The 25,833-nt window shown below is 67.1% G+C and carries 23 protein-coding genes; 14 read left to right on the top strand and 9 right to left on the bottom strand.

Annotated features, from left to right (window positions below; genetic code table 11):
- The first annotated feature begins 5 nt into the window (after positions 1-5).
- Together menD and ACOI2T_RS30555 are read left to right on the top strand one after the other, a co-directional pair.
- Complete coding sequence (gene menD / locus ACOI2T_RS30560) at positions 6-1,625, top strand: 2-succinyl-5-enolpyruvyl-6-hydroxy-3-cyclohexene-1-carboxylic-acid synthase (protein WP_409502248.1); 1,620 nt, start codon at positions 6-8, stop codon at positions 1,623-1,625.
- Positions 1,622-2,140: a DUF3592 domain-containing protein gene (locus ACOI2T_RS30555; RefSeq protein WP_085147425.1), complete on the top strand. Its 519-nt coding sequence runs from the start codon at positions 1,622-1,624 to the stop codon at positions 2,138-2,140. The genes menD and ACOI2T_RS30555 overlap by 4 nt, the downstream gene beginning before the upstream one ends.
- On the opposite strand, the gene ACOI2T_RS30550 is transcribed toward ACOI2T_RS30555, so the two are convergent.
- On the bottom strand, positions 2,118-2,792 hold the full coding sequence (locus ACOI2T_RS30550; RefSeq protein ID WP_409502247.1) for a DsbA family protein: 675 nt from the start codon (positions 2,790-2,792) through the stop codon (positions 2,118-2,120). The two genes, ACOI2T_RS30555 and ACOI2T_RS30550, sit on opposite strands and share 23 nt — an antisense overlap.
- A gap of 108 nt (positions 2,793-2,900) precedes the next feature.
- Here ACOI2T_RS30550 and ACOI2T_RS30545 point away from each other — a divergent pair, with 108 nt between their 5' ends.
- Positions 2,901-4,028 (top strand): glycosyltransferase family 4 protein, encoded by a 1,128-nt coding sequence (locus tag ACOI2T_RS30545; RefSeq protein ID WP_409502246.1) that lies wholly within the window; start codon positions 2,901-2,903, stop codon positions 4,026-4,028.
- A 1-nt stretch (position 4,029) separates the two neighbouring features.
- Here ACOI2T_RS30545 and ACOI2T_RS30540 read toward each other — a convergent pair whose 3' ends face one another.
- The 3 genes from ACOI2T_RS30540 to ACOI2T_RS30530 are packed head-to-tail and all read right to left on the bottom strand — an operon-like array spanning position 4,030 to position 7,689.
- Positions 4,030-5,976: an aconitate hydratase gene (locus ACOI2T_RS30540; protein WP_409502245.1), complete on the bottom strand. Its 1,947-nt coding sequence runs from the start codon at positions 5,974-5,976 to the stop codon at positions 4,030-4,032.
- A gap of 39 nt (positions 5,977-6,015) precedes the next feature.
- A complete protein-coding gene (locus ACOI2T_RS30535; RefSeq protein WP_409502244.1) occupies positions 6,016-6,840 on the bottom strand; it encodes an alpha/beta fold hydrolase in 825 nt (274 codons plus the stop codon).
- 24 nt (positions 6,841-6,864) lie between these two features.
- On the bottom strand, positions 6,865-7,689 hold the full coding sequence (locus ACOI2T_RS30530; RefSeq protein ID WP_409502243.1) for an SDR family oxidoreductase: 825 nt from the start codon (positions 7,687-7,689) through the stop codon (positions 6,865-6,867).
- A 70-nt stretch (positions 7,690-7,759) separates the two neighbouring features.
- Here ACOI2T_RS30530 and ACOI2T_RS30525 point away from each other — a divergent pair, with 70 nt between their 5' ends.
- Together ACOI2T_RS30525 and ACOI2T_RS30520 are read left to right on the top strand one after the other, a co-directional pair.
- Complete coding sequence (locus ACOI2T_RS30525) at positions 7,760-8,449, top strand: demethylmenaquinone methyltransferase (protein WP_409502242.1); 690 nt, start codon at positions 7,760-7,762, stop codon at positions 8,447-8,449.
- Between the two features lie 475 nt (positions 8,450-8,924).
- The gene (locus ACOI2T_RS30520) at positions 8,925-9,917 is read left to right on the top strand and encodes a CobW family GTP-binding protein (protein ID WP_409502241.1); all 993 of its coding nucleotides are present in this window, start codon (positions 8,925-8,927) and stop codon (positions 9,915-9,917) included.
- A 24-nt stretch (positions 9,918-9,941) separates the two neighbouring features.
- Here the strand turns inward: ACOI2T_RS30520 and ACOI2T_RS30515 are convergent, their stop codons facing one another.
- On the bottom strand, positions 9,942-11,861 hold the full coding sequence (locus ACOI2T_RS30515; RefSeq protein ID WP_409502240.1) for a DUF1214 domain-containing protein: 1,920 nt from the start codon (positions 11,859-11,861) through the stop codon (positions 9,942-9,944).
- 61 nt (positions 11,862-11,922) lie between these two features.
- Between ACOI2T_RS30515 and ACOI2T_RS30510 the strand changes: the two genes are divergently transcribed.
- Positions 11,923-12,408 carry a TspO/MBR family protein gene (locus tag ACOI2T_RS30510; RefSeq protein WP_409502239.1) on the top strand — a complete coding sequence of 162 codons (486 nt, stop codon included), beginning with the start codon at positions 11,923-11,925 and terminating at the stop codon, positions 12,406-12,408.
- A 14-nt stretch (positions 12,409-12,422) separates the two neighbouring features.
- Here ACOI2T_RS30510 and menJ read toward each other — a convergent pair whose 3' ends face one another.
- A complete protein-coding gene (gene menJ / locus ACOI2T_RS30505; RefSeq protein WP_409502238.1) occupies positions 12,423-13,643 on the bottom strand; it encodes a menaquinone reductase MenJ in 1,221 nt (406 codons plus the stop codon).
- A 21-nt stretch (positions 13,644-13,664) separates the two neighbouring features.
- On the opposite strand from menJ, the gene grcC1 reads away from it, so the two are divergent.
- The 3 genes from grcC1 (at position 13,665) to ACOI2T_RS30490 (ending at position 16,463) form a co-directional block, all read left to right on the top strand.
- The gene (gene grcC1 / locus ACOI2T_RS30500) at positions 13,665-14,672 is read left to right on the top strand and encodes a nonaprenyl/(2E,6E)-farnesyl/geranylgeranyl diphosphat synthase (RefSeq protein WP_207626444.1); all 1,008 of its coding nucleotides are present in this window, start codon (positions 13,665-13,667) and stop codon (positions 14,670-14,672) included.
- Between the two features lie 73 nt (positions 14,673-14,745).
- Positions 14,746-15,615 (top strand): zinc metalloprotease HtpX, encoded by an 870-nt coding sequence (gene htpX / locus ACOI2T_RS30495; RefSeq protein WP_067859046.1) that lies wholly within the window; start codon positions 14,746-14,748, stop codon positions 15,613-15,615.
- Positions 15,616-15,812: 197 nt separating this feature from the next.
- Positions 15,813-16,463 (top strand): DUF1326 domain-containing protein, encoded by a 651-nt coding sequence (locus ACOI2T_RS30490; RefSeq protein ID WP_409502237.1) that lies wholly within the window; start codon positions 15,813-15,815, stop codon positions 16,461-16,463.
- Positions 16,464-16,568: 105 nt separating this feature from the next.
- Here the strand turns inward: ACOI2T_RS30490 and ACOI2T_RS30485 are convergent, their stop codons facing one another.
- Positions 16,569-18,755 (bottom strand): SulP family inorganic anion transporter, encoded by a 2,187-nt coding sequence (locus tag ACOI2T_RS30485; RefSeq protein WP_409502236.1) that lies wholly within the window; start codon positions 18,753-18,755, stop codon positions 16,569-16,571.
- Between the two features lie 480 nt (positions 18,756-19,235).
- Between ACOI2T_RS30485 and ACOI2T_RS30480 the strand changes: the two genes are divergently transcribed.
- From ACOI2T_RS30480 to ACOI2T_RS30465, 4 genes are all read left to right on the top strand, one after another.
- Positions 19,236-20,018 carry a response regulator transcription factor gene (locus tag ACOI2T_RS30480; protein ID WP_067859036.1) on the top strand — a complete coding sequence of 261 codons (783 nt, stop codon included), beginning with the start codon at positions 19,236-19,238 and terminating at the stop codon, positions 20,016-20,018.
- The gene (locus ACOI2T_RS30475) at positions 20,015-21,508 is read left to right on the top strand and encodes a sensor histidine kinase (RefSeq protein ID WP_409502235.1); all 1,494 of its coding nucleotides are present in this window, start codon (positions 20,015-20,017) and stop codon (positions 21,506-21,508) included. Before ACOI2T_RS30480 ends, ACOI2T_RS30475 begins: the two co-directional genes overlap by 4 nt.
- A 129-nt stretch (positions 21,509-21,637) precedes the next feature.
- Positions 21,638-21,937 (top strand): hypothetical protein, encoded by a 300-nt coding sequence (locus ACOI2T_RS30470; protein ID WP_067859028.1) that lies wholly within the window; start codon positions 21,638-21,640, stop codon positions 21,935-21,937.
- 62 nt (positions 21,938-21,999) lie between these two features.
- A complete protein-coding gene (locus ACOI2T_RS30465; protein WP_067859025.1) occupies positions 22,000-22,521 on the top strand; it encodes a hypothetical protein in 522 nt (173 codons plus the stop codon).
- Between the two features lies 1 nt (position 22,522).
- Here ACOI2T_RS30465 and ACOI2T_RS30460 read toward each other — a convergent pair whose 3' ends face one another.
- Both ACOI2T_RS30460 and ACOI2T_RS30455 read right to left on the bottom strand, forming a co-directional pair.
- The gene (locus ACOI2T_RS30460; RefSeq protein ID WP_409502234.1) at positions 22,523-23,956 is read right to left on the bottom strand and encodes an APC family permease; all 1,434 of its coding nucleotides are present in this window, start codon (positions 23,954-23,956) and stop codon (positions 22,523-22,525) included.
- A gap of 18 nt (positions 23,957-23,974) precedes the next feature.
- Positions 23,975-25,120, bottom strand: coding sequence for a Zn-dependent alcohol dehydrogenase (locus ACOI2T_RS30455; protein WP_421874992.1), 1,146 nt, complete (start codon positions 25,118-25,120; stop codon positions 23,975-23,977).
- A 119-nt stretch (positions 25,121-25,239) separates the two neighbouring features.
- Between ACOI2T_RS30455 and ACOI2T_RS30450 the strand changes: the two genes are divergently transcribed.
- Positions 25,240-25,833: a helix-turn-helix domain-containing protein gene (locus ACOI2T_RS30450; protein ID WP_234791052.1), complete on the top strand. Its 594-nt coding sequence runs from the start codon at positions 25,240-25,242 to the stop codon at positions 25,831-25,833.

Raw genomic sequence — 25,833 nt, 5'->3', positions numbered from 1 at the left:
GAGTGGTGAACCCATCGACGGCACAGGCCCGCGTCGTCGTCGACGAACTCATTCGTGGCGGCGTCCGCGACGTCGTGCTGTGCCCCGGCTCGCGCAACGCACCGCTGGCGTTCGCGCTGTCCGACGCCGATCGCGCCGGGCGGATCCGGCTGCACGTGCGCATCGACGAGCGCACCGCGGGCTATCTGGCGATCGGGCTCGCGGTGGCCGAGCGCGCCCCGGTGTGTGTGGCCATGACCTCGGGTACGGCCGTCGCAAACCTGGGCCCCGCGGTGGTCGAGGCGAACTACGCGCGGGTGCCGCTCATCGTGCTCAGCGCCAACCGGCCCTACGAACTTCTCGGCACGGGCGCCAACCAGACCTTCGAGCAGCTCGGCTACTTCGGAACCCAGGTGCGGGCGAACATCAGTCTCGGGCTCGCGGAAGATGCGCCAGACAAGTGGGACACGCTGAACGCGCAGTGGCGCTCGGCGACGTGCCGGGTGCTCGTGGCCGCCACCGGATCACGCAGCGCCAATGCCGGTCCGGTGCAGTTCGACATCCCGTTGCGTGAGCCCTTGGTGCCCGACACCGAGGACAACTCGTTTCCGCCGGGCCGCCCCGACGGCAAGCCGTGGACCTACACCCCGCCCGTGACGTTCGATCAGCCGCTCGACATCGACCTCACCCCCGACACCGTCGTGATCGCCGGTCACGGGGCCGGTGTGCATCCCAACCTGGCCGAACTGCCGACCGTCGCCGAGCCGACCGCCCCGCCTGCCGCGAACCCGTTGCATCCGATGGCGTTGCGCCTCGTGCACCCGCAGCAGGTGATCATGTTGGGCCGGCCGACGCTGCATCGCCCGGTGTCGGCGCTGCTCGCCGATCCGTCGGTTCCGGTGTTCGCGCTCACCACCGGCCCGCGTTGGCCCGATGTCTCGGGAAACTCCCAGGCCACCGGCACCCGGGCGGTCACAACGGGCGCCCCGAGCGCGGCATGGTTGCACCGGTGCGCCGAAGTGAACGACCACGCGGTCGCGGCCGTCCGCGATCAACTCAAGGCTCACCCCCTGACCACGGGTCTGCACGTCGCGGCCGCGGTCGCCGACGCGCTGCGCCCGGGTGACCAGCTCGTGCTCGGCGCGTCCAATCCCGTCCGCGATGCCGCGCTGGTCGGGCTGAACCCGCAGGGCGTGAAGGTGCGCTCCAACCGTGGGGTGGCCGGGATCGACGGGACGGTGTCGACGGCCATCGGCGCCGCGCTCGCACACGACGGCCGGACCGTGGCGTTGATCGGCGACCTGACGTTCGTCCACGACAGCTCGGGCCTGCTGATCGGGCCGACCGAGCCGATGCCGCGCAGCCTGACGATCGTGGTGTCCAACGACAACGGCGGAGGCATCTTCGAGCTGCTCGAACAGGGCGACCCGCGGTTCTCCGACGTGTCGTCGCGCGTCTTCGGCACCCCGCACGACGTCGACGTGGGTGCGCTGTGCCGCGCCTACCACGTCGAAAGCCGCCAGATCGAGGTCGACGCGTTGAGCGCGGCGCTCAACGAACCGTTCGAGGGCATGCGGGTGCTGGAGGTGAAGGCCGACCGGTCGTCGCTGCGTGCTCTGCACGCGTCGATCAAGGCAGCCCTGTGAGGGTGCCCGCGGTCGTCAAGCGGCTCAAGGCCGCCGCGCAGCCGTTGCTTCCGCATCTGTACGGAGAGCCCGGTGAGACCCGTTCCCAGCGCATCATCCGGCGCGTCCGCATCGGGATCGTGGTCGTGGCGTGCCTGGTGACGTTGCAGTCGGTGCTGCTGGTTCTGGGTGCCTGGCGCAACGACCGCCAGATCGAGCGCAACATGGGGGTCGCGGCCGCCGAAGTGCTCAGTGCCGGGCCCCGACGCTCGACGATCGAATTCGTGACGCCCGATCGGGTGACCTATCGCCCCGAGCTCGGCGTGCTGTACCCGTCCGAACTCGACACGGGCATGCGGATCTACGTCGAGTACGACAAGAACGATCCCGATCTGGTGCGGGTGCGCGACCGCGACGCGTCACTGGCGATCATCCCGGCCGGGTCGATCGCGGTCGTGGGCTGGGTGGTCGCCGGCGCGGCGCTCATGGGTTTGGCGGTCGTCCAGCGCCGGCTCAACCCTTCGCCTTCGACATGAGTTTCGACAACCAGTTGTTGTCGTAGATGTCGACCTTCTCGTCCCCGGCGAGGTCATAGACCGTCGGCGTCCCGCCGTAACTGTCGATGTCCATGAGGAATCCGGTGTTCTGATCGGCCATCTCGACCACGTCGACGCCCTGCTCACCGGCAGCGATCTTGGCCACCTGCTCGGAGCCGACCCCGCTTTCGCGCGCCATGTCGGCCAGTTCCTCGTCGGATGGCCCGTCCCCGCCCTGGTCTTGATGACCCCACAGGTCCTCGACGAAAGCCTGGAACGCGACGCCGTCCGTGCCGGGGCCCGCGGCCAGGAACAGCGCGTTGCTCACCCGGGCCGAATAGTCGGTGCCGTCATCGAGAAAGGTCATCGGGCGATACGTGATGGCGAGCTGGCCCAGGTTGACGTAGCTGGCCATCTCCTCGCCGAAGTCGTGCTGCAGCTGGGCGCAGTGCGGGCACTGCGGTTCGGTGAACACTTCGATGCGCGCAGTGGCCTTCGGGAAGCCGATGAGAATGCCGGACCCGTCCTCGGTGATCTCGCTGGGCGGCTTGTTCGGATCCGGCTGTGCGGAGCCGTCGACCACCTGGCTGCAGCCGGCAGCGGTCAACATCGCCGCTGCCAGCAGCGCACCGAGACCGCGCGATAACCGCATGTCGGCAACATTAGCCCGGTTGCCTGATCCGTTCGCGGGCATCAGGTTTTTGCGTGTCGTATCCCCGCAGGCAACCTCTTCGACAGTTCTCGGGGAGACTATCTTGACGTGCGCGTTGCAATCGTCGCAGAGTCGTTCCTCCCGAATGTCAACGGCGTCACCAACTCGGTGCTTCGGGTGATCGAGCATCTCCGCCGCACGGGTCATGAGGTTCTCGTCATCGCTCCGGATACGCCACGCGGCCAGCCGCCCGCCGACCGCGTGCACGACGGTGTGCGGGTGCATCGCGTGCCGTCGCGCATGTTCCCGAAAGTGACCTCGCTGCCGCTGGGCGTGCCCCGGCCGCGGATGGTGAGCGTTCTGCGTGGATTCGATCCCGACGTCGTGCACCTCGCGTCGCCTGCGCTGCTGGGCTGGGGTGGCGTGCACGCCGCCCGGTACCTTGGCGTGCCGACCGTGGCGGTGTTCCAGACCGACGTGGCCGGCTTCGCCGAGAGCTACGGGATCGGCATGCTGTCACGGGCGTCGTGGGCGTGGACCCGCCGCCTGCACAGCAAAGCCGACCGCACCCTGGCGCCGTCGACGTCGGCGATGGAAAACCTTGCCGCCCATCGGATTCCACGCGTGTACAAGTGGGGACGCGGCGTCGACATCACCGGCTTCGCGCCGTCGGCCCGCGATCAGGAACTGCGTGCGGCGTGGTCGCCCGACGGTCGGCCGATCGTCGGATTCGTCGGACGGCTCGCACCCGAGAAGCATGTCGAGCGGTTGGCCGCGCTCGCCGGTCGTGATGATCTGCAGCTCGTGGTGGTCGGTGACGGCGTCGACCGGGAAAAGCTCGGATCCGTGCTGCCCTCAGCGGTTTTCACCGGCGAGTTACGGGGTGAGGCGCTCGCGGCGGCATACGCCAGCATGGACGTGTTCGTTCACCCCGGCGAGCACGAGACGTTCTGCCAGGCCGTGCAGGAGGCGATGGCCTCGGGTCTGCCGGTGATCGCACCCGACGCAGGCGGCCCGCGGGATCTGGTGTCGCCGTACCGGACCGGGCTACTGCTGCCCGTCGCCGAATTCGAGGCCGCGCTGCCCGCCGCGGTCGAGCATCTGATCGCCGAACGTTCGCGGTACTCCGTGGCGGCCCGCCGCAGCGTGCTCGGCCGCACCTGGCCGGCGATCTGCGACGAGCTGATCGGCCACTACGAGGCCGTGCAAGGCCAGCGCCGGCTGCGCGCGGCCTGATCTACTGCTGGGTCGCGAGCCAGGGGATCAGCCCACCGGCGAGCACGTGCTGGACCTGACGCGGTGAAAGCCGGTGCCGCACATCGAACGACGTGTTCTGCGTGGTGTTGGTGACCGTGATCGGCTGACCGTCCGAAAGGGCTTGGCGCACACCGGCGATGGTCAGCACATCGTCCTGCGCCACGGTGTCGTAGTCGGCGGCGTCGGCGAATTCCAATGCCAGCACACCGAAATTGGCGAGGTTTTGCCAGTGGATGCGGGCGAACGACTTGGCGATCACCACGAGCAGCCCCAGGTGGCGGGGCGCGATGGCAGCGTGTTCACGTGACGAGCCCTGGCCGTAATTGTCGCCACCGACGATGATATGGCCCGGCACGGCCTGTGCCCGCTCAGGATAGCTTTCGTCGACCTGGGTGAAGCTGAACATCGCGAGCTTCGGGATGTTCGACCGGAACGGCAGCGCCCGCGCGCCTGCCGGGGAGATCTCGTCGGTCGAGATGTTGTCGCCCACCTTGAGCAGCACGGGCGCCTCGATGTCGTCGGGCAGCGGGGTGAGGTCGGGCAGGCTGGAGATGTTGGGGCCCTTGACCACTTCCACATTGCGGGCCTGCTCGGGTTCGGGCGGGGCGACGAGCATGGCGGTGTTGACACTGTGATGGGACGGCAGCTTCAGCGTGGGGTAGGGGATGCCCTCGTCACGGGCCCATTGCCGAGGGTCGGTGATGACGCCCGTGATCGCCGATGCCGCAGCGGTTTCCGGCGAACACAGCCACACCGAATCCTCCTTGGTGCCAGACCGGCCGGGGAAGTTTCGCGGCATCGTGCGCAACGAGTTGCGTCCCGTCGCCGGGGCCTGCCCCATGCCGATGCAGCCCATGCAGCCGGCCTGATGGATCCGCGCGCCGTTGATGACCAGTTCGGTCGTCGCACCCATTTCCGTGAGGTCGGTCAGGATTTCGCGTGAGGTCGGATTCACATCGAAGCTGACCTCGGGTGAGGTCTGGTGGCCGCGCACCATCGCCGCCGCGATCGCGAAGTCGCGCAACCCCGGATTGGCACTGGACCCGATGACCACCTGCGACACCGGCTCACCGGCCACCTCGGACACCGGAACCACGTTGCCCGGCGACGACGGCTTGGCGATCAGCGGTTCGAGTTGCGACAGGTCGATGACTTCGTCGATGTCGTAACCGGCGCCGTCGTCGGCGAGCAGCTCGGTCCAGTCGCCGCCGCGGTCCTCGGCTTCGAGGAACTCACGCACCGCTTCGTCGCTCGGGAACACTGTTGTGGTGGCACCGAGTTCGGCACCCATGTTCGCGATGACGTGCCGGTCCATGGCCGACAACCCGGCGAGTCCCGGTCCGTAGTACTCCATGATCCGGTTGACGCCGCCCTTGACGTCGTGGCGTCGCAACATCTCCAGGATGACGTCCTTGGCCGAACACCATTCCGGGAGTTCACCTTCCAGCCGGATACCCCACACCTCGGGCATCCGCAGATGCAATGGCTCACCGGCGATGGCCAACGCCACTTCCAGGCCGCCGACGCCGATCGCGAGCATCCCCAGCGACCCGGCCGCCGGGGTGTGGGAGTCCGAACCCACCATGGTCTTGCCCGGCACACCGAACCGCTGCATGTGGGTGGGATGCGATACGCCGTTGCCGGGCTTGGAGAACCACAGGCCGAAGTGCTGCGCGGCGGTACGCAGATACTCGTGATCTTCGGCGTTCTTCTCGTCGGTCTGCAACAGGTTGTGGTCGACGTACTGCACGCTCACGTCGGTGCGGGCCCGGTCCAGACCCAGCGACTCGAGTTCCTGCATCACCAACGTGCCGGTGGCGTCCTGCGTCAGCGTCTGATCGATGTGGATGGCGATCTCTTCACCGGGTGTCATCGTCCCGGACACCAGATGGGAACCGATCAACTTCTGCGTGACGCTCTCGGGCATTCACATAGGCTTCCCGGCCTGCTACCGGGTGAAACGACCTCAGGAGCGGAGGAACTCCAGAAGATCGGCGTTGATGGTCTCGGCCTGCGTTGTCGGCATGCCGTGCGGGAAGCCCGGATAAGTCTTGAGCGTCGAGTTGGGCAGCAGTTTTGCCGACAGCGGCCCGGAATTCGCGTACGGCACGATCTGGTCGTCGTCGCCGTGCATCACCAACGACGGAATCGTGATCTTCTTGAGGTCCTCGGTGAAGTCGGTCTGCGAGAACGCGACGATGCCGTCGTAGTGAGCTTTGGCGCCGCCCATCATGCCTTGGCGCCACCAATTGGCGATGATCGCCTCCGACGGTTCGACGCCGTCCCGGTTGAACCCATAGAACGGGCCTGACGGCAGGTTCCGGTAGAACTCCGACCGGTTCGCCGCGAGCTGCGCCTGCAGATCGTCGAACACCGATTTGGGCAGGCCACCGGGATTGGCGTCGGTCTGCACCATCAACGGCGGGACCGAGCTGATCAGCACGGCCTTGGCCGCCCGGTCCTGACCGTGGCGGGCCAGGTAATGCGTCAGCTCGCCGCCGCCGGTCGAGTGCCCGACGTGAATCGCGTCGTACAGGTCGAGATGTTCGACGACGGCGGCGAGATCGTCCGCGTAATGGTCCATGTCGTGACCGTCGGCCACCTGCTCCGAACGGCCGTGCCCGCGCCGGTCGTGGGCGATCACGCGGTAGCCGTGGTGCAGGAAGAACAGCATCTGGGTGTCCCAGTCATCGGACGACAACGGCCAGCCGTGACTGAACACGATGGGCTGGCCCGAACCCCAGTCCTTGTAGAAGATCTCGACGTTGTCAGAGGTGGTGATGGTGGGCATGGCGCTTAACCTACGCCGCCCGGCCTACCCCTGTGCCTCGATCGAAACCGGCTGCCATTCCTCCCAGGTCTTCAGCCGGCTCGCGTAGTCGGCCTTGGCCAGTTGCAGCGGCAGCTCGCCGAAGAACACCCGCAGCGGCGGATTCTCGGCATCGACGATCTTGAGCACCGCGGCGGCCGATGCCTTCGGATCACCGGACTTCGCGGTGCGCTGTGCCCGGGCCCGCTGGGCGGCTTCGCGGGCCTCGTCGTACGCCGGCAGCGGCGTGGCGTGCTTGGCCGACGATCCGGCCCAGTCGGTGTCGAACCCGCCCGGCTCGATCAGCGTCACATGGATGCCGAACGGCGCGACCTCCTGAGCCAGCGACTGTGAGAAACCCTCCAGCGCCCACTTCGACGCGTGGTACATGCCCACGAGCGGGAACGCGGTGATCCCCCCGATCGACGACACCTGGATGATGTGCCCGCTGCCCTGCGCGCGCAGATACGGCAGCGCGGCCTGGGTGATCCACAGTGCGCCGAACACGTTGGTTTCGATCTGCTCGCGGGCCTCGGCCTCCGACAGCTCCTCGATGAACCCGAACTGTCCGTAGCCGGCGTTGTTGACGACGATGTCGAGGCGGCCGAAATGATCATGGGCCTGCGTGACCGCGGCGAAGTCGGCTTCGCGGTCGTTCACGTCGAGTCTGAGCGCAAGCAGCGCATCGCCGTATTTGTCGGCCAGGTCGGTGAGGGTCGAGGTGTCGCGGGCGGTCGCGGCGACCTTGTCGCCGCGTTCGAGGGCCGCGATCGTCCACTCCCGCCCGAAGCCGCGTGACGCACCAGTGATGAACCAGACTTTTGCACTCATATCGGGCTACAGCGGGCCTGCGGCTCTCCCCATTCCCGGATTACGGAAGTTCACAGGTAGCGTCGGCGACGTGAGTCGAGCCAGCCTGGAGAAGAACCCCCACGAAGTCGCGTCGATGTTCGACGCCGTGGCGCGGCGCTACGACCTGACCAACACCGTGCTCTCGCTCGGGCAGGACCGGTTCTGGCGCCGCGAGACCCGCTCCGCGTTGCGCATCGGGCCTGGTGACAAAGTGCTCGACCTGGCGGCAGGCACTGCGGTGTCGACGGTTGAGCTCGCGACGTCGGGGGCGTGGTGCGTCGCCGCGGACTTCTCGGTCGGCATGTTGGCCGCCGGTGCCGGGCGGCCGGTGCCCAAGGTGGGTGCCGACGCGACGCGGCTCCCGTTCGCCGACGGCGTGTTCGATGCGGTGACGATCAGCTTCGGGCTGCGCAATGTCGTCGATCACGTGGCGGGGTTGCGCGAGATGGCCCGCGTAACGCGGCCGGGTGGGCGCCTGGTGGTGTGTGAGTTCTCCACGCCGACCAATCGCATGTTCGCGACGCTCTACAAGGAGTACCTGATGCAGGCGCTGCCGCGGATGGCGAGCGCGGTGTCGAGCAATCCCGACGCCTACGTGTATCTCGCCGAGTCGATCCGAGCCTGGCCGACGCAGGCAGAGTTGGCACGTCAGATCGCCGACGCCGGGTGGTCCCAGGTGCGCTGGCGCAACCTGACCGGCGGGATCGTCGCGCTGCATGCGGCGACGAAACCGTTGTAACTGTCGGCACCTGGAGCGGGGTATGCCCGTGCCCGCCTATGAGCGACAATGTCGCTGAAAACGCCTCTGGCGCAACACTTGTCCCTTCGTTACCAAGCGCCGAGTCACATCAAGCCCAGCGCCCTCATCGGCCACGTGAGTCTCACGATCTGGCCTGCCCGATTGCGAGCGACTTTGTCGCTGGTAGGCGGGCACCCCGAAATATGTTGCGACTGTTGCCAATGCGATGCCGGAGTCAGATGTGAATCGCAAAGTTGGTGCCTGCGTGACAGACGGTGCCAGGTTGGCGATCTCAGCGACAATGTCGCGCATAGGCGGGCGCAACGGTCGCGTCCAATGAAAGGGTCTGTGCGGCAACCTCCTCCAGCGCACGATGATGGCCTGCGCGGTGATGTGAACATTCACCGGCATCTGCGAGCGGCTGGATGTGAACCCGCTTACTGAAAACAATTCCCAACAACTTTAGGATGGCCGGGTGAAATCGGTACCTGTGTTGGCGATCGCGGGCTACCTCGGCGCCGGCAAGACGACGTTGCTCAACCATCTGTTGTGGAACAGCCGCGGCGTGCGCATCGGCGCTCTGGTGAACGACTTCGGCGCCGTCAACATCGACGCCATGCTCGTGGCCGGCCAGGTCGACGCGATGGCGTCACTCTCCAACGGTTGCATCTGCTGTGCGGTCGACGCCGAGGAAGCCGGTGAGATGCTCGGCAAGCTCGCCGCGGTCAAGCCACGTCTGGACCTCATCGTCGTGGAAGCCAGTGGCCTGGCCGAGCCCGCCGCGCTCGCGCGCACGATCGCCACCGCCGACGACAAGCGCTATCACTACGCCGGGCTCGTGCTCATGGTCGACGCCGTGGAATCCGCGCGGGGCGATCTCGGGCACAGCGTGCGGGTCGCCGATCTCGTCGTGCTCAACAAGGCCGACCAGGTGAGCGCCGACGAGCTCGCGGCCGTAAGGGCGAAAGTGGCCACGCTCAGCCCGCGCGTGCCCATCGTGCCGACCGAGTTCGGCCGGCTGGACCCCGCTCTGTTGATCGACCCGTCTGAGCAGGCACCGCGCGCCGGGCAGCTGAGTCTCGACGAAATGCTGTGGGCGGACCACGATCACCACGAGCACGAGCACGCCGCGTTTCAGAGCGTCGAGTTCATCTCAGAGACTCCGCTCGACCCGCGCCGGTTCATGGCGTTCCTGCAGAACCGGCCCGCGGGTCTCTACCGGGCGAAAGGCTTCGTCGACTTCGGCGCCGCCGGATCGGGCCGCAAGTTCGTCATGCAGCTGGTCGGCTCGTCGTTGCGGTTCGAAAAGCAGCGGTGGGGGAGCGGCGAGCCGCACCGCACAGCGCTGGTGTTCATCGGCACGGAGATGTGCGCCGATTCCGTGCGCGACGCGTTGGCCGAATGTGTGAGTGTCCCAGGCGAAAACGACGAGCAGGGGATTCTCGGAGTGCTGCGCTACGTCGGGTGATGCTGAGCAGTCGATGCGTGAGTTCTACACCCACCGCATGTCGAAGCCGGCCCTGCGCTCCGCGAGCTGCTGCTCGCGCTGCTCGGGTGTCACGAACTCCACGTTCGGTAGGTCGTCCAACTCGTCATGCGACACGACCTGCTGATTGACGATCCGCGGCGCGTTGTTCGGATCGCCGCCGAGGTTCTGGAATCGGATCGAGATCAGACCCTGGTTCAGGCCGCCCGTCGAAACCCAGTTCGCCGCACCAGGATCGCTCGGCGAGATGACGACGGTATAGGTGCCGTCCGGGTTCGCCGTCATCTGGTCGTTGTTCAGGCTGGTCGGCTGGTCCCAGTAGTTGTCGGTGATGGTCCAGTCGTTGTAGGTCGGTACGACGAAGTAGCCCGCGTCGCCCGGATCGATCGTCAGCACCAAGGCTTCGTCGTCGTCGAGCTGGAACTGGCCGTTGCTCTGCTTCTGGTTCGCCAGGAACTCCGCGTTGCTGGCCGGCTCACTCATCACGTTGGGATCGCCCGCGGTCGCCAACTCCATGTACTTGGCCTGCTCGTTGGCGCCTCGCACGATCAGGATCAGCGCCGTGACCGTGCCACGCACCGCGGGCGGCATATTCGGCAGCGGCGGGATGGCCGACACGATCGACGTCAGCACCGGGCTCTGATTCACCACTGAGCCGAGGAACGTGAAGCCGCCCAGCTGAGCGAACAGGCTGTCGGGCGGGCCGCCGACGCGTTGGATCTCCAGGCCCATCGGCTTCTCGGCGTTCCAGTCGCCCAACGTGTTTCGGGACGCGATGATGGTGGAGCCCGGAGTGAGCTGCAGGTGGTTCGGCCGACCGTCGGCCGGTTCGGCGCTCACCGTGATCTCGAATGTGCCGTCATCGTCGATCTCGAATTCGTCGTCGACCGTCAGCAGTTGCGATGTTGTCCCGGCCGTGCCCTCCAGCACGCTGAAGCTCGTGTCGGCCGGCATGTCGTCGCGGAAGTCCCCGTCGCCGTCGACGTCGTAGAACTGGCCCCTGATCACGTACTCCGACGATGCGCTGACCCCGGTGAAGCGGTAGATGGTGTCGGGATTGTCGTAGAGGATCCGCGTACCGCCCGCACTCTGGCCGTTCCACGTGTGCGGTGGCGCGACCTGCGTGACGAACTTCGGATTCATCGGGTTGAGCAGTTGCTGCTGAAACGCTGCGGCCAAAACGAATTCGTCGACGGCGTTGTCCAGCGCGGCGAGGTTGTCAGCGTCGGGACCGCCCGGGAACTGTTGGTGGCCGGCCACCAGGAACCCGGCTTTCAGAACGACTTTCATGAGCCGCACCGGCAGGGTCTTCACGGTCCTGGCGGCGATCTGCTCGGCTTCCAACTGCTCCGGCGTCTTGAGCGGGCTGTCCTCGGTGGACACGGATACAGTCTGCGCTGCGACAGTCGTTGCCGGAGCGGTCTTCACGGTCTTGGCGGGGCCGGCGTCATGCCCGATCTCACGACGCACGATCGCGGCCTTGACCCACTCGGCCGGTGTTGGCGGCGGCTCGACCGGATCCTTGTTCGCCTCTGCCGACAGGCCAAGCGTGGACAGCACTTTCGCGGCCGGCCGCTCGGTGCGCCGGGGCGTTGTTCGTTGGGGCCGGTCCGTGGGTTCTGAATCCGTTGCGGAAGATACGTTTTCGCCGTCGGCCGAACGTGACTCCGACGAATCACGCTGCGCGGAGCGTTTGATCGCGTCCCGAATGGAGTTCTTCTTCGGCTTTGCCGGTTTGGCCTTCTCCGCGGACTTGACCGACGGCCCGGCCGAGGTTTCCGACGACTCTGACGAAGTCGATTCTCCGGTGTCGGCAGACGCGATACCCGGACTGTTGGCCACCGCGATTCCAATGCCGAGCGCGACTGCCAACCCGCCGACGCGACCGATGAATTGACTGCCGGGGCGATACCGGTTCGGATTCACGAATTGACACGTTAGGCCGCGTATGGGTGTGCCGGGCGCGAATTCGGGTAACAAGTACTTCATGCGACCGAACACACTGGTTAAGACCGCATCCGCAGCGCTCGCCACCGCGCTGGTCGGTGGATTGGCGAGCCGCCCGGCGGAGTCGTCGTGGTACGCCGCGCTGCGCAAGCCGTGGTTCCAGCCGCCGCGGCAGGCGTTCCCGATCGTCTGGCCGATTCTCTACGCCGACATCGCGGCAGTGTCGGCCTCGACGCTGGAGAAGATGCGTGCCGAGAACCGGAGTGATCAAGCGCGGGCGTTCACCGCGGCGCTTGGCGCCAACCTCGTCATGAATGCCGGCTGGTCGTGGATCTTCTTCTCGCAGCGGCGGTTGGGCACGGCGGCGGTGGCCGCGGCTGCGCTCACCGTCAGCAGCGCCGACCTCACGTGCCGGGCGGTTCAGGCCCAAGGCCCGCGGGCGGCGGTACTCGCGCCCTATCCGCTGTGGTGTGCGTTCGCGACCGCGCTCTCGACGCGGATCTGGATGCTCAACCGCGGCCGCTAGCGCCTTCACCCGCCTCAGCTGAACGGCTTGCGCTGATCCAGCCGTCGCGACGCGAGGCCGGCGGTCCGCCACACTCGGGCGATCGCGTCGGCGTCTTCGTCGGTCACCAGATTGCCCATCACCCGCACGGCGATCCGCATCAACGTCGTCGACCGCATGGCAACCGGCCCCGTCAATGGCAGGAACCGCGGCAGAGTGAGGAGAAGCGCCAATCGCCGCGCCACCGAGAACCCGCGTGCGTAGTGCTCGGTCAGCAGGGCGGGCCACGCGCGTGACAGATCTCCGGATCCCAGAAGTTCGGCGGCCAGCCGGCCGGTCTCCAACCCGTAGTCGATGCCCTCGCCGTTGAGCGGGTTCACGCATGCCGCGGCATCACCGATGAGCATCCAGTTCGGCCCGGCCACTCCGGACACCGCGCCACCCATCGGCAGCAGTGCCGACAGCCCGGCCCGCGGCTCACCGGTGAAACCCCACTCCTCGCGGCGCAGGCCGGCGTAGTAGGACATCAGGGGGCGAAGTGCCGCGTCGGCCGGTCGTTTCGAGGTGGCCAGAGCGCCGACGCCGATGTTCACCTCGCCGTTGCCGAGCGGGAAGATCCAGCCGTAGCCCGGCAGCACCTTGCCCTCGGGGGAGCGCAGTTCGAGATGCGACGTGATCCACGGTTCGTTCGCGCGCGGCGTGGCGATGTAGCCGCGGATGGCCACGCCGTAGACGGTTTCCTTGTGCCACGTCCGACCGAGGACGCGGCCGAGAGTCGAGCGGGCCCCGTCTGCCACGATCAACTCGGTGCAGCTCACCGAGCTGCCGTCGTCGAGCAACACGGTGTCCACGCGCCCTTGTGAATCGTGCTGTACCCCAACTGCTTTGACGCCGAGAAGCATCTTCGCGCCGTCGTCGGCGGCGACCGAGCGGATCCGGTCGTCGAGCTCGGTGCGCGGCACCGCGCTCCCGGTCGACGGGAACGACGGGCCCGGCCACGGCACTTCGACGTCCGCGCCGAAACCCGACATCCGCAGACCGCGGTGCCGGATGCGGGTGTCGAGCCACGGCCCCATCCCGAGCCGTTCGAGCTCGGCGACCGCGCGCGGCGTCAACCCGTCACCGCACGCCTTGTCGCGGGGGAATTGCGCGGCGTCGATCACAAGCACGTCGCGGCCGGCGCGCGCCGCCCACGCGGCGGCCGCCGAACCCGCTGGTCCGGCTCCTACGACGACCACATCCGCATTGGTGCTCACGCTTCCCAGTATGTTGGCAGGGTGAGGACACCAGCGACCGTGGTGGCAGGCGTTGACTTCGGCGATGCGGCATTCGCCGCCGATGTCCGCGACGGTGTGGCCCGGATCGAAGACATGATGTCGGAAGAACTGGGCAAAGCCGACGAGTTGATGGCCGAAGCCGTCCAGCATCTGTTCCAGGCCGGTGGCAAACGGTTCCGCCCGTTGTTCACGGTGCTGTCCGCGCAGCTCGGGCCGCAGCCCGATGCCTGGCAGGTCACGGTGGCCGGCTCGGTGATCGAGCTCGTGCATCTCGCGACGCTCTACCACGACGACGTGATGGACGAGGCGCAGGTGCGCCGCGGCGCCCCGAGCGCCAACGCCCGGTGGGGCAACAACATCGCCATCCTCGCAGGCGACTATCTGTTCGCGACCGCGTCGCGGCTCGTGTCGCGGCTCGGACCGGACGCCGTGCGTGTGATTGCTGACACATTCGCGCAATTGGTCACCGGTCAGATGCGGGAGACGCGGGGCGCGGCCGACCACGTCGACTCGATCGACCACTACCTCAAGGTGGTCTACGAGAAGACGGCCTGCCTGATCGCGGCGTCGGGCCGCTTCGGTGCGACGTTCTCGGGCTCCGACGATGAGCAGATCGAGCGGCTGAGCCGGCTCGGCGGCATCGTCGGCACGGCGTTCCAGATCTCCGACGACATCATCGACATCGACAGCGACCCCGACGAGTCGGGCAAGGTTCCCGGCACTGACCTGCGCGAAGGCGTGCACACGCTGCCGGTGCTGTACGCCCTCAGGGAGACCGGGCCGGAGGCCGACCGGCTGCGCGAACTGCTGGCCGGGCCGGTTGAGCGCGACGAGGACGTGGCCGAGGCGCTGAGCCTGTTGCGCGGGTCGCCGGGCATGGCCCGGGCCAAGGAGACCGTCGCCTCCTACGCGGCCCAGGCGCGCGAGGAACTGGCCAACTTGCCCGAGGGGCCGGGTCGCCACGCACTCGCGTCCCTGGTGGACTACACGGTCAACCGCCACGGCTGATGCGGAACCCAGGAGGGGTTGCTGAGCGTTGAATCGGCGTCAACTTTCCTAGTTTGTAAAGCGAGGAACTCCGATGACCTGGAATCCGCACGCGAACAGGCTCAAGACATTCCTGCTCCTGGTGGGCATGTCGGCGCTGATTGTGTTCATCGGTGCGCTGTTCCAGAGCCGCGCGATCCTTGGCCTGGCGGTGCTGTTCGCCGTCGGCATGAACGTCTACGTCTACTTCAACAGCGACAAGCTGGCGCTGCGGGCCATGCACGCCCAGCCGATCACCGAAGTCCAGGCGCCCGAGATCTATCGGATCGTCCGCGAGTTGGCCACCACCGCGCATCAGCCGATGCCACGCCTCTACATCTCCGACACCGCCAACCCCAATGCGTTCGCCACCGGCCGCAATCCGCGCAACGCCGCGGTGTGCTGTACGACCGGCATCCTGCAACTCCTCAACGAGCGCGAACTGCGTGCGGTGCTGGGCCATGAGCTTTCCCACGTCTACAACCGCGACATCCTCATTTCGTGTGTGGCAGGCGCGATGGCGTCGGTGATCACGGCCCTCGCCAACATGGCGATGTTCGCGAGCATGTTCGGCGGCAACCGCGAGGGCGGCAATCCTCTTGCGATGCTGCTGGTTTCGTTCCTCGGCCCGATCGCGGCCACGGTCGTCAAGCTCGCCGTGTCACGGTCGCGCGAATACCAGGCCGACCAGTCCGGTGCCGAGCTGACCGGCGATCCGCTCGCGCTCGCCTCGGCGCTGCGCAAGATCTCCGGTGGGGTAGAGGCCGCGCCGCTGCCGCCGCAGCCCCAGCTCGCCGACCAGGCCCATCTGATGATCGCGAGCCCGTTCCGCGCCGGCGAGCGCATCGGCAAGCTGTTCTCGACCCACCCGCCGATCGCCGACCGCATCCGCCGCCTCGAGGACATGGCGGGCCGCGGCCTCTGACCTCTCTTGCCCCTCTTGCACCGCGAGCGACCGTGTTTGTACGCCGACACACCGTGATCTGCGTACCTACGCGGTCGCTCGTACCGTTTCAGCGCCCTCGATAGATACCCCCTGGGGGTACTTGTGCCCATCGCCTGACCCGCGTAGCGTCAGCTACGTCAGATACCCCCTAGGGGTATACATGAGAGGAGCGAGCGATGACGGTGACGACCACGACGGACTGGTCTCTGCGGGGCGAATGGTTCGATGTGTGCAGCTGCAAGTTGCCTTGCCCGTGCAGCTTTGCCCAGGAGCCCACGCATGGCGACTGCCTGTTCACGCTCGTCTGGAAGATCCACGAGGGCTACTACGGCGCAACGGATCTCAGCGACCTCGGCGTGGTCGCGATCGGCGAGTTCAAGGGCAACATGTGGGTCGGCGACCCGGACGCCACGATGTCGCTGATGTTCTACATCGACGACAAGGCCGATGCGGACCAGCGTCATGCGCTTGAGCAGATCTTCACCGGGTATGAGGGTGGCTGGCCCGGCGAATTCGGCAGTCTCATCGGTGAATTGCGGGGTATCGAGTACGCCCCGATCACGTTCGATGCGGCTGAGGATCTGGCGTATTGGCGGGCCGAGATCCCGGGCAAGGTGGACGTTCGTGTGGAGGCGCTGACCGGGCCGACGGCCGATCCGAACAAGCGGGTGACGACAGTCAACGCGCCGGGCGCCGAGGTGGGCCCGGGCCAGGTGGCCACATGGGGCGTGGTCAAGAAGGACGAGGCTGTCGGTTTCGACTTCTCGCATGAGTATCGCGGCGGGTCGAGCAAGCACTTCCCGTTCGACTGGCGTCCGGAGTCCTGACGGCACTGCGCGAGCGACCGGGTTTGTACGCGATTCACGGAGTGTCGCTGTACAAACACGGTCGCTCGCGGTGCAAGGGGACCCAAGGGGACCCAAGTGGACCCGCTACGCGGCGTCGGCCAGGGTTTCGACGTAGGTCGGGGTCACGCGCAGGACGCCGGCGCTGGGGATGTCGTAGAACAGCCCGATCACGTTGACGCCTTGGGCCAGTGGGTGTTCGCGCAGGGTCTGCACCTGGACCGCGATGTTGACCATCGACAACTGATCCACCAACCCGAACCCGGCTGCCGCAGCTGACCGAGCGACCGGGTGCCGCCCGTCGTCGAAGGCCTCCAGCGTCGGATTGCCCTCGGCCAGCCAGGTTTTCAGATACTCGTCACTGGCACCGCGAGGTTGCATGTTGCCGAGCAGGGCATTCATGGCTCCGCAGCTGGAGTGCCCGCAGACCACGATGGAGCTGACATGAAGCCGGTCGACCGCGAACGCGATCGCGGCCTCCATGGACGCGTCGGTCTGGCCGGCCGGGATCATGTTGCCGACATTGCGGACGGTGAACAGGTCGCCGGGGCCGCTGCTGGTGATGACGTTGGGCACGATGCGCGAATCGGTGCACGTGATGAACAACGTCTCCGGCCGCTGGGCGTGCTCGAGCTCCTTCATGTGCGGACGCAGCACCGGCGCGGTGCGGCGATGGTACGTCGCCAGCCCGTCCAGCACCGACGTCGAGTTCTCCTGCTGCTGCCACGAGCTCCACGGCACCACACCGGACCGCTTGTCGAACGGCGTGAACGCCCGAATCGGCGGTCCCGCAACAGCACTGGCCATCTCAACCGCGCCGACGTCATGGATGTCGACCGTGCCGCCGGTGGCCACGTGCTGGCGCTGCCATTCGTCGATCGCCTGGTGTGCGGCGTGGTCGATGAAGTCCACGCACAGCTCGACGGTGACGTTGGCGCCCGTTGGCACGGTGGCCAACGCGCTGGTCAGCTTGGGCAGCGACAGGAACGTGCACGAGCCTTCGACGACGACGCGCCAGGTGTTCTCACCGACGGGCTCGGCGTGAATCTTGGCCCGCACCACGCGCCACACGGTCAGCGCGATCGCCAGGGCCAGCCCGATCAGCACACCCTCCAGCAGGTTGAGGAACACGACGCCAAGGACCGTCACCACGTACACCACCAAATCGCCGGTACGCCGGGCGGTTTCGATGTGCGCGCGCTTGACCAGCTCGCAGCCGATGACGATCAGCAGGCCGGCCAGGGCCGCGGTCGGGATCAACTGGGCCAGCCCGGCGAACGGCAACGCGAACACCAGGACCCAGACGCCGTGCATGATCGCCGACGCCCGGGTGCGGGCACCCGCGGCGACGTTGGACGAGCTGCGCACGATGACGCCGGTGACGGGCAGGCCGCCGACCGCGCCGGAGATCATGTTGGCCGTACCCTGGCCGAGCATCTCGCGGTCGAAGTTCGTCCGCGGCCCGGTGTGCATGCGGTCGACGGCCACCGCGCACAGCAGGCTTTCGACGCTTGCGATGAGCGCCACGGTCAACACACCCGCGGCGAACGCGCTCCAGTTGCCGTCGGGCAGGCTCGGCAGCGCGAGGGCGTCGATCAGCGAGCCGTCCAGCTGGATGCGGGGCACGTTCTGGATGGAGCTGAACGGCAACAGCACGCTCAGCGCCGTCACGCCGACGATGGCGACCAGCGGGCCGGGGACCTTGCGCACCGCCGCAGGCATCCGTTTCCAGCCCACCAGAATCGCGATGACCAGCACGCCGAGGAACAGCCCCGGACCGTGCGCGGACATCAGCTGACCGGGCAGCTCGGTGACGTTCGCCCACGCCGAGCTGTTGGAGCTACCGCCCAGCAGGACGTGCACCTGCTGCAGCGCGATGGTGATGCCGATGCCGGCCAGCATCGCGTGCACGACGACGGGCGAGATCGCCAGCGCGGCACGCGCCACCCGGCTGAGGCCGAACAGCACCTGCAGCACGCCCGCACACACGGTGATCGCACACGTGACGGCCCAGCCGAACTGCGACACCAGTCCCGCGACGACGACGGTCAACCCGGCGGCGGGTCCACTGACCTGAAGCGGGGACCCGCCCAGTGCGCCCGCGACGATGCCGCCGACGATCGCGGCGATGATGCCGGCGAGCACCGGTGCGCCCGAGGCGACCGCGATGCCCAGCGACAGCGGGAGCGCGACCAGGAACACCACGAGCGAGGCGGGCAGGTCGTACCGCAGCACCGCCTCGGCTCTGTCTTTTAATGGAATCGTTTGCTGCATCTCGTGCTCCCGTCCGGGGTGGGGTGGGCATCCGGGCAGGCGTCGTCGCGGGCCCGGTCAGTGTGCTGACACCGTTGTCACTGATACGTGGTTGAAAGACGTTGCACGACAGCGCGACACAAGTCGACTTATGGTCCGCTGCGGTAAAACAACATCCAATTGCTGTGGGCGAGAGTATTTATCGATTTCTGAACCCGTCAAGGAAGCGTGGCGGACACATAGAGAACCCAAATCTTCGCGCCTACCCCGTAGGGTGCGAATTAGGGTGCTATGCAGGCAAAACATCCCACGCGGAAATACCGGTGGTTACCAAGAATTAACGGATACGTATGAAAAGCTCTGTATCGCAACAAATCTGGGTCGGCTCACGTAGTGATCTTGAAGGTGATACACGTCATAGTCGTTTGTATTCAATGGGTTTACCTGAGAACTCGATATGAACTTCGTGACAGGCATCTATGCGCTCCGCACAATGGGATCATGACGATGATGTCGGTATCCCCGCGTTCTCAGCAACCGCGGCAGGCCATCCTCGGCCAGTTGCCGCGGATCCATCGCGCCGATGGTTCGCCGATCCGGGTGTTGCTGGTGGACGATGAGCCGGCACTGACCAATCTGGTCAAGATGGCGCTGCACTACGAGGGCTGGACCGTCGACGTCGCGCACAACGGACACGACGCGGTGACCAAGTTCGATGAGACCGAGCCCGATGTGGTGGTGCTCGACATCATGTTGCCCGATATCGACGGCCTGCAGATTCTGCAACGAGTGCGTGAGGCCGACGGCTACACGCCCACGCTGTTTCTCACCGCGCGCGATTCGGTGTTGGACCGCGTGTCCGGTCTGACGGCCGGCGCCGACGACTACATGACCAAGCCGTTCAGCCTCGAGGAGCTCGTGGCCCGGCTGCGCGGTCTGCTGCGCAGGTCGAGCCACACCACGCCGCCCGCCGACGAGGTGCTCAAGGTCGGGGACATGGTGCTCGACGGGGCCAGCCGCGAGGTGACGCGCGCTGGTGAGCCCATCGGGTTGACCGTCACAGAGTTCGAGCTGCTGCGCTTTCTCATGCGCAACCCCAGGCGGGCGCTGAGCCGTGCCGAGATCCTCGACCGGGTGTGGAATTACGGCTTCGGCGGCAAGTCGAGCATCGTCGACCTCTACATCTCCTATCTGCGCAAGAAAGTGGACGCCGGCCGCGAGCCGATGATCCACACCGTGCGCGGCGTGGGCTATATGTTGCGCCCCGCCGACACGGTGCAATGACAGGCCCTCGATGGTGGCCGCGCTCGCTGCGCAGGCAACTGGTGCTCGGGGTGACGTCGATCGTGTCGGTGGTGCTGCTGTCCGTCGGCGTGCTGTCGGTCTACAGCCTGCACACCTACGTGTCGACGATGAGCGACACCGAGGTGTCGCGGTCGCTGGCCGCGTTCAGTCACTCCTACGACAAGCTCCGCGAAAAAGAGGAAAAGCACCAGATCACCAAGGACGAGGAAGCGCTCACCGCGTTCGTCGGCCAGGCGCCGGGCAACCTGATCGCGGTGCTGCACGACGGCGAGGTCGTGCAATCGGCGATGTTCTCCGACGGCGAGCCGCACCCCGCGCCCGATGCGGTCGTCAAGGCGCTCGACGCACAGTCGTGGGATCAGCACGAGCCGCGCACGATCAAGCTCCCGGTGCTGGGTTCCTACCGGGTGTGCAGCCAGCCCGCCGGCGACGGGGACGTGCTGGTCTCGGGCGTTTCCCTGGACAGCGCAAACCTGATGATCGCCCGCAAGACCGTGACGGTTGCCGTCATCATCATCGTCGCGCTCATCGTGACGGCGGTCGCGACCATCGCGGTGGTGCGCTTCGCGTTGCGGCCGTTGCGCCGGGTGGCGGCCACCGCGGCCAAGGTGGCGACGCTGCGGCTCGACGGTGACGATCACCGGATCACGGCTCGGGTGCGCGACAAGGACACCGATCCGGACAACGAGGTCGGCATCGTGGGCGAGACGCTGAACCAGCTGCTCGCGAACGTCGACAGCGCGCTCGCCGAACTCGCCGCCTCGGACCGGCGCACCCGGCAGTTCCTCACCGACGCCAGCCACGAGTTGCGCACGCCGTTGGCCGCGATCCAGGGATACGCCGAACTCACCCGGCAGGACAGCGCGAACCTTCCGCCGACCACCGAATACGCGCTCGCCCGCATCGAAGCGGAAGCGCGCCGGATGACGGTGCTCGTCAGCGACCTGTTGCTGTTGTCGCGGCTCGGCGAGGGCCAGGACTTGGAGACCGACGACGTCGACCTCAGCGATCTGATCGTCGACGTCGTCAACGACGCCGCGGTGTCGGCGCCGACGCACACGTGGGTGGCGCGGCTGCCCGACGAACCGGTCTGGGTCCGCGGGGACCACATCCGCCTGCATCAGGTCGTGAGCAACCTGCTGACGAACGCCAGAATGCACACGCCGCCCGGTGTGACCGTCACCATCACGCTTGCCGTCGATGGTGAATACGCCGAATTGACCGTCGCCGATGACGGGCCGGGCATCGACGCCGAATTGTTACCGAACCTGTTCGGGCGTTTTGTGCGGGCCGATAAATCGCGCTCGCGTGAATTGGGGAGCACCGGCCTGGGGCTCGCGATCGTCGCGTCGATTGTTCAAGCTCACAAAGGCAGCGTGACTGTGGCCTCGGACGCGGACGAGACGGTATTTACCGTGCGTATCCCCATGTCAGTGCGGGTTTCGACGCCGCAGGTGCCGGCTCTGTGAATTCTTTGAATTCGGCCTGAATTCGATTGCCGCATAACCGTGTGTGTTCGATATGAATTGATGGAATTGCCTGAATTATCCGCCTAGGCTGAAAGCAAGTTCAGTCGAATAAGAAAGGCAATTCGCAGCATGAGAAAAACGGTTATCGCGACGCTCACCGCCGGCCTGGCGCTCACCGGACTGGCACTCGCCGGCCCGGCCGCCGCCGCACCGACAGGTCAGACCTCGGCGCAGCAGACCATCAAGGATCTGCAAGCCGAGGGCTACCGCGTCATCCAGACGAAGGTCGGCAGCGGCTCGATCGACAACTGCACCGTCAGCGCGGTCCGTCCGGGCCGCGACATCACCGAGTTGCGGGCGGCCCCGCGCGGCAACACCGAGGAAGTGGTCCGCTACACCACGGTCTACGTCGATCTGAAGTGCGGCTGAGCGTCCCGTAATTGACGCCAGAGCGGTTGGCCCCGCTGTTGGGGCCGGGTTAGGGTTACCGCGTGCGGAGCAGAATGCTGATCGGCCTGGTAAGCGCCGCGGGGGCGGCTTTCATGAGCGTTCCCGGAGTCGCGGCGGCAGAGCCGGCGCCGCCACCCCCGCCGGTAGTGCCGAACGTCAACGCGTTCGCACCGGTGAAGACGTCGGAATACGCGGTCATGGACAACAACTGGTACGCCTTCGCCACACCTGAGGGTGTCACGTGCGTCCTGCAGCGCTCCGGTGGTTACGGCTGCAGCGGACCGATTCCCGCCGCACCCAACGGGGCCAACCTGGTGAGCGGCGGGCCGGGTGTTCCCGGCTTCGCCAGCTCCCCGGCCCCGGTGTTCGCCGCGGCCGGGGCGGCCAAGCCGCTGCCGCCGAACAGCCGCATCAGCTACCAGACCGTGAGCTGCGGGACCGACGGCGTGATGACCGCGTGCATCGACGGGCGCAACCAGGCCGGGTTCGTGATCAGCCCGGCCGGCAGCTTCGTCATCGGCGAACAGCCGTCGGATTTCAAGCCCACCTTCCAGATCGGCTAGTTCAGCCGATCCCTTCCAGCGTCTCCACCTCACTGGTCCCGATCTTCGAGATCACGTGCGGTGAACGGCGACTCAGGATCAGGTACCACGCGAGCGCCACGATCACCGTCGCGATGAACAGCCACGGGATGACGTTCAGCGGGTAGGCCGGGACCGGATAGACGTTGGCGTAGAACACATATGCCATCGATGCGATGGCCACTGCGGCGGCAGGCCACACCAGCGGTACGCGAGCGTCGATGCTGCGCAGGAACTTCACCGCGGCCAGGGCCGCGGCGGCATAGGCCACCATGTAGCCGTACGTGCCGTAGGTGTCCACCCAGGTGACGACGTTCATCGGGTCGACGCCGTTGAGGTACATCACGATCGACACGGCGATGACGAACGGGCTGACCGTGAGCAGCGCGCGGTGCGGGGTCAGGTGTGTGGGGTGGGTGCGGCCGATCGCGGACGGCACCACGCCTTCCTTGCCCATCACGTACAGGATGCGCCCGATGACGTTCATGGGTGCGACGACGACGGCGAAAAACGATGCGGCGATACCGAAGTTGAGGATCGGGTTGAACCACGTCGGCATGCCGACCAGCGTCGCGATGTCGTCAAGAGGCTGCGCGGATTCGCCGAGCGCGGGCCCGAGCGCGGCGACCTGTGTGTAGGCGGCGAAGATGTAGAGCACGCCGACGCCGGCCGCACTCCACATGATCGCGCGCGGCACCGCACGGTAGGGATCCTTGGCCTCGCGAGCCAGGGCGTCCGAGCTCGAGAAGCCGACGAACCCGAGGATCGCCAGCACCATGCCGACCGCGATGCCCGACGGCTGGGCGCCGGTCAGGTCGAACTGGTCGGCGTCGAACGCGTCAGATCCCAGATGGACCAGTGTCACGACGAGCAGCAGCGCGATGATGAAGATCGAGATCAGTTCCAGCACAAGCGAAACGCGGGCCGACAGGCGGATGCCGCGAATGGTGAACAGCGTCGCGAGGGCACCGAGGACGATGGCCAGCACGATCTGGGCGACGAGTCCCTGCACCGGAATGCCGAGCTGGTTGAGCAGCGTTGCGGTGTAGGCCACCGAGCCGCTGAGCGATCCGGCCGCGATACCGAAGCAGCCGATCAGCAGGCTCACCCCGGTCAGGTAAGCCCCGAACGGGCCCAAAGTCGTTGCGGCATAGCTGTAGAGCGATCCGGCCGAGGACCGCCGTTTGGCGAACTGCGATATGCAGTAGCCGACCGACAGGATCACGACCGTCGCGAGTGCGAACGAGATCCAGGTGCCATTGCTCGCGGTCGTGTAGATGGCGGCGGCGGTGAACGCGATGACAGCGCTCGGGGCGATGTTGGCGATGGCCTGCGCGGCGAGTTCGCCGCCGCCCATCACGCCGCGCCGCAGCCCGGCGTCACCGGCCGCGGTGCCGGTCTGAAGGTCTTCGGACACTGAGTCTCTCGATTCTGATCAGGCGGAGGGGATGAGGAGTTGGCGCAGCGCGTGTCCGGCGGCGAGGTCGTCGAGCGCGGCCGCGGCTTCGTCGAGCGGCCTGCGCCCGGAGATCATCGAGGCGAGGTCGAGGTTGCCCGCCATGACCTCGTCGACGAGCGCGGGGATGTCACGTTCGGGCACGGCGGATCCGTAATTGGAGCCGAGGATTCGCTGATCGCCTTCGGCAAGCGCGAGCGGGTCGAAGGTCGCGCGCTCGCCTGCCGGGGGCAGGCCGACGATGACCGCCGCGCCCCCCAGGCCCAGGGCGGCGATGGCCTGCTCGGTGGTGACGATCTTGCCGATCGCGTCGAACACATAGTCGAAGCCGTCGGCGACGATATCGCGCAACGCAGCCACGACATCGTCGGTCGCGGACGCGTCCACCACATCGGTGGCACCGAGTTTGCGTGCCAGATCGAGCTTTTCGGCCACGACGTCGACCGCGACGATGCGTTCCGCACCGGCCAGCCGCGCGCCCTGGACACACGCCAGGCCGACGCCACCGCAGCCGATCACCGCTACGGTCGAACCGGGCTGGACTCCGGCGGTGTTGCGGACCGCACCAACGCCGGTCGCGATCGCGCAGCCGACGATGGCGATGTCCTCGAGCGGTGCGTCCTTGCGGACCTTGATCGCGCCGCTGCGCGGGACGACCACCTGTTCGGCATACGACGAGACGCCGAGGTAGTGGTGGATCGGGCCGCGCTCGTTGGACAGCCGCGTGGTGCCGTCGTACAACGTGCCACCCGCCGCGACGACCGAGGCGACCAGCGAACACTGCGCCGGCAGGCCGGCCTTACATGCCCGGCACTCGCCACAGCCGGGAACCCAGCTCAGCACCACATGGTCGCCGGGCTCGAGGTCGTCGACGCCCGCGCCCACCGCGGTGACCACGCCGGAGCCCTCGTGCCCGAGCACGACCGGTGCCGGGACGTCCCAGGCGCGGGTGGTGACGTGCAGGTCGGAGTGGCATACGCCCGCGGCGGCGACCTTGACGCGGACCTCGCCCGGGCCGGGCGCGGCGAGGTCGACCGTCTCGACCGTGATGGTGCCGTCGCCGTCGAAGACGGCGGCCCGGATCTGTGTCGTGTCCTGCGATTGGTCGGTTTGAGGTGCGGACACCGCCGTGCCTTTCTTTAATCGGGGGGGCATGACCGCGTGTAGGGTTCAATGCCATAAAACGCTGCGACGTGTTTTACACCACTAAACGAATGGCCGTCAACACACGGGGGAGGACTGCTGTGCCGGACAGCGCAGAGACGGGGATGGGCCGTGCCGGGGCCCGGCTGCGCGAGTTCCGCCGCGAGCGCGGGCTGAGCCTGACGGAGGTGGCCGCGCGGGCCGAGGTGACGAAGGGTTTCCTGAGCCTCGCCGAGCGCGGCATGACCAATGTGTCGGTTCCGGTGCTGATGCGGATCTGCGACGCGTTGGAGATCGGGATCGGTGACCTGTTCGAGTACCCCTCCGCGCCGGTCGTGCGCAGTGGGGCCGGCGCACCGCTCGAGATGGGCGGGGTCGACGTACGCGAGGAGCTGCTGACCCCGAAAGCCGAGCGGCACGTGCAGGTGATGCACACCGTGATGCGCCCGGGCGGCGGTTCGGGCGGAGCCTATCGACTCGACGCCGCAACGGTTTTCGTCTACGTGCTGCGGGGCCGGCTCAGCATCGCCGTCGACGGCGAGAACACCGTCCTCGACACCGGCGACTGCCTCACGTTCGACGCGACGCGGCTGCACGACTGGCACAATCCGACCGACGGCGAGGCCGAAGTGCTGTGGACGATCGCCCCGCCCGTCGGTGCCGAGGACTTCCGCGCCGCCGTGCGCGGCGACTGA

This window comes from Mycolicibacterium wolinskyi str. Jessa 2025, from assembly GCF_049241375.1.
GTDB lineage: Bacteria > Actinomycetota > Actinomycetes > Mycobacteriales > Mycobacteriaceae > Mycobacterium > Mycobacterium wolinskyi.
Note: the sequence above shows the minus strand (reverse complement) of the source record. Positions and strands in the feature narration are given on the sequence as shown.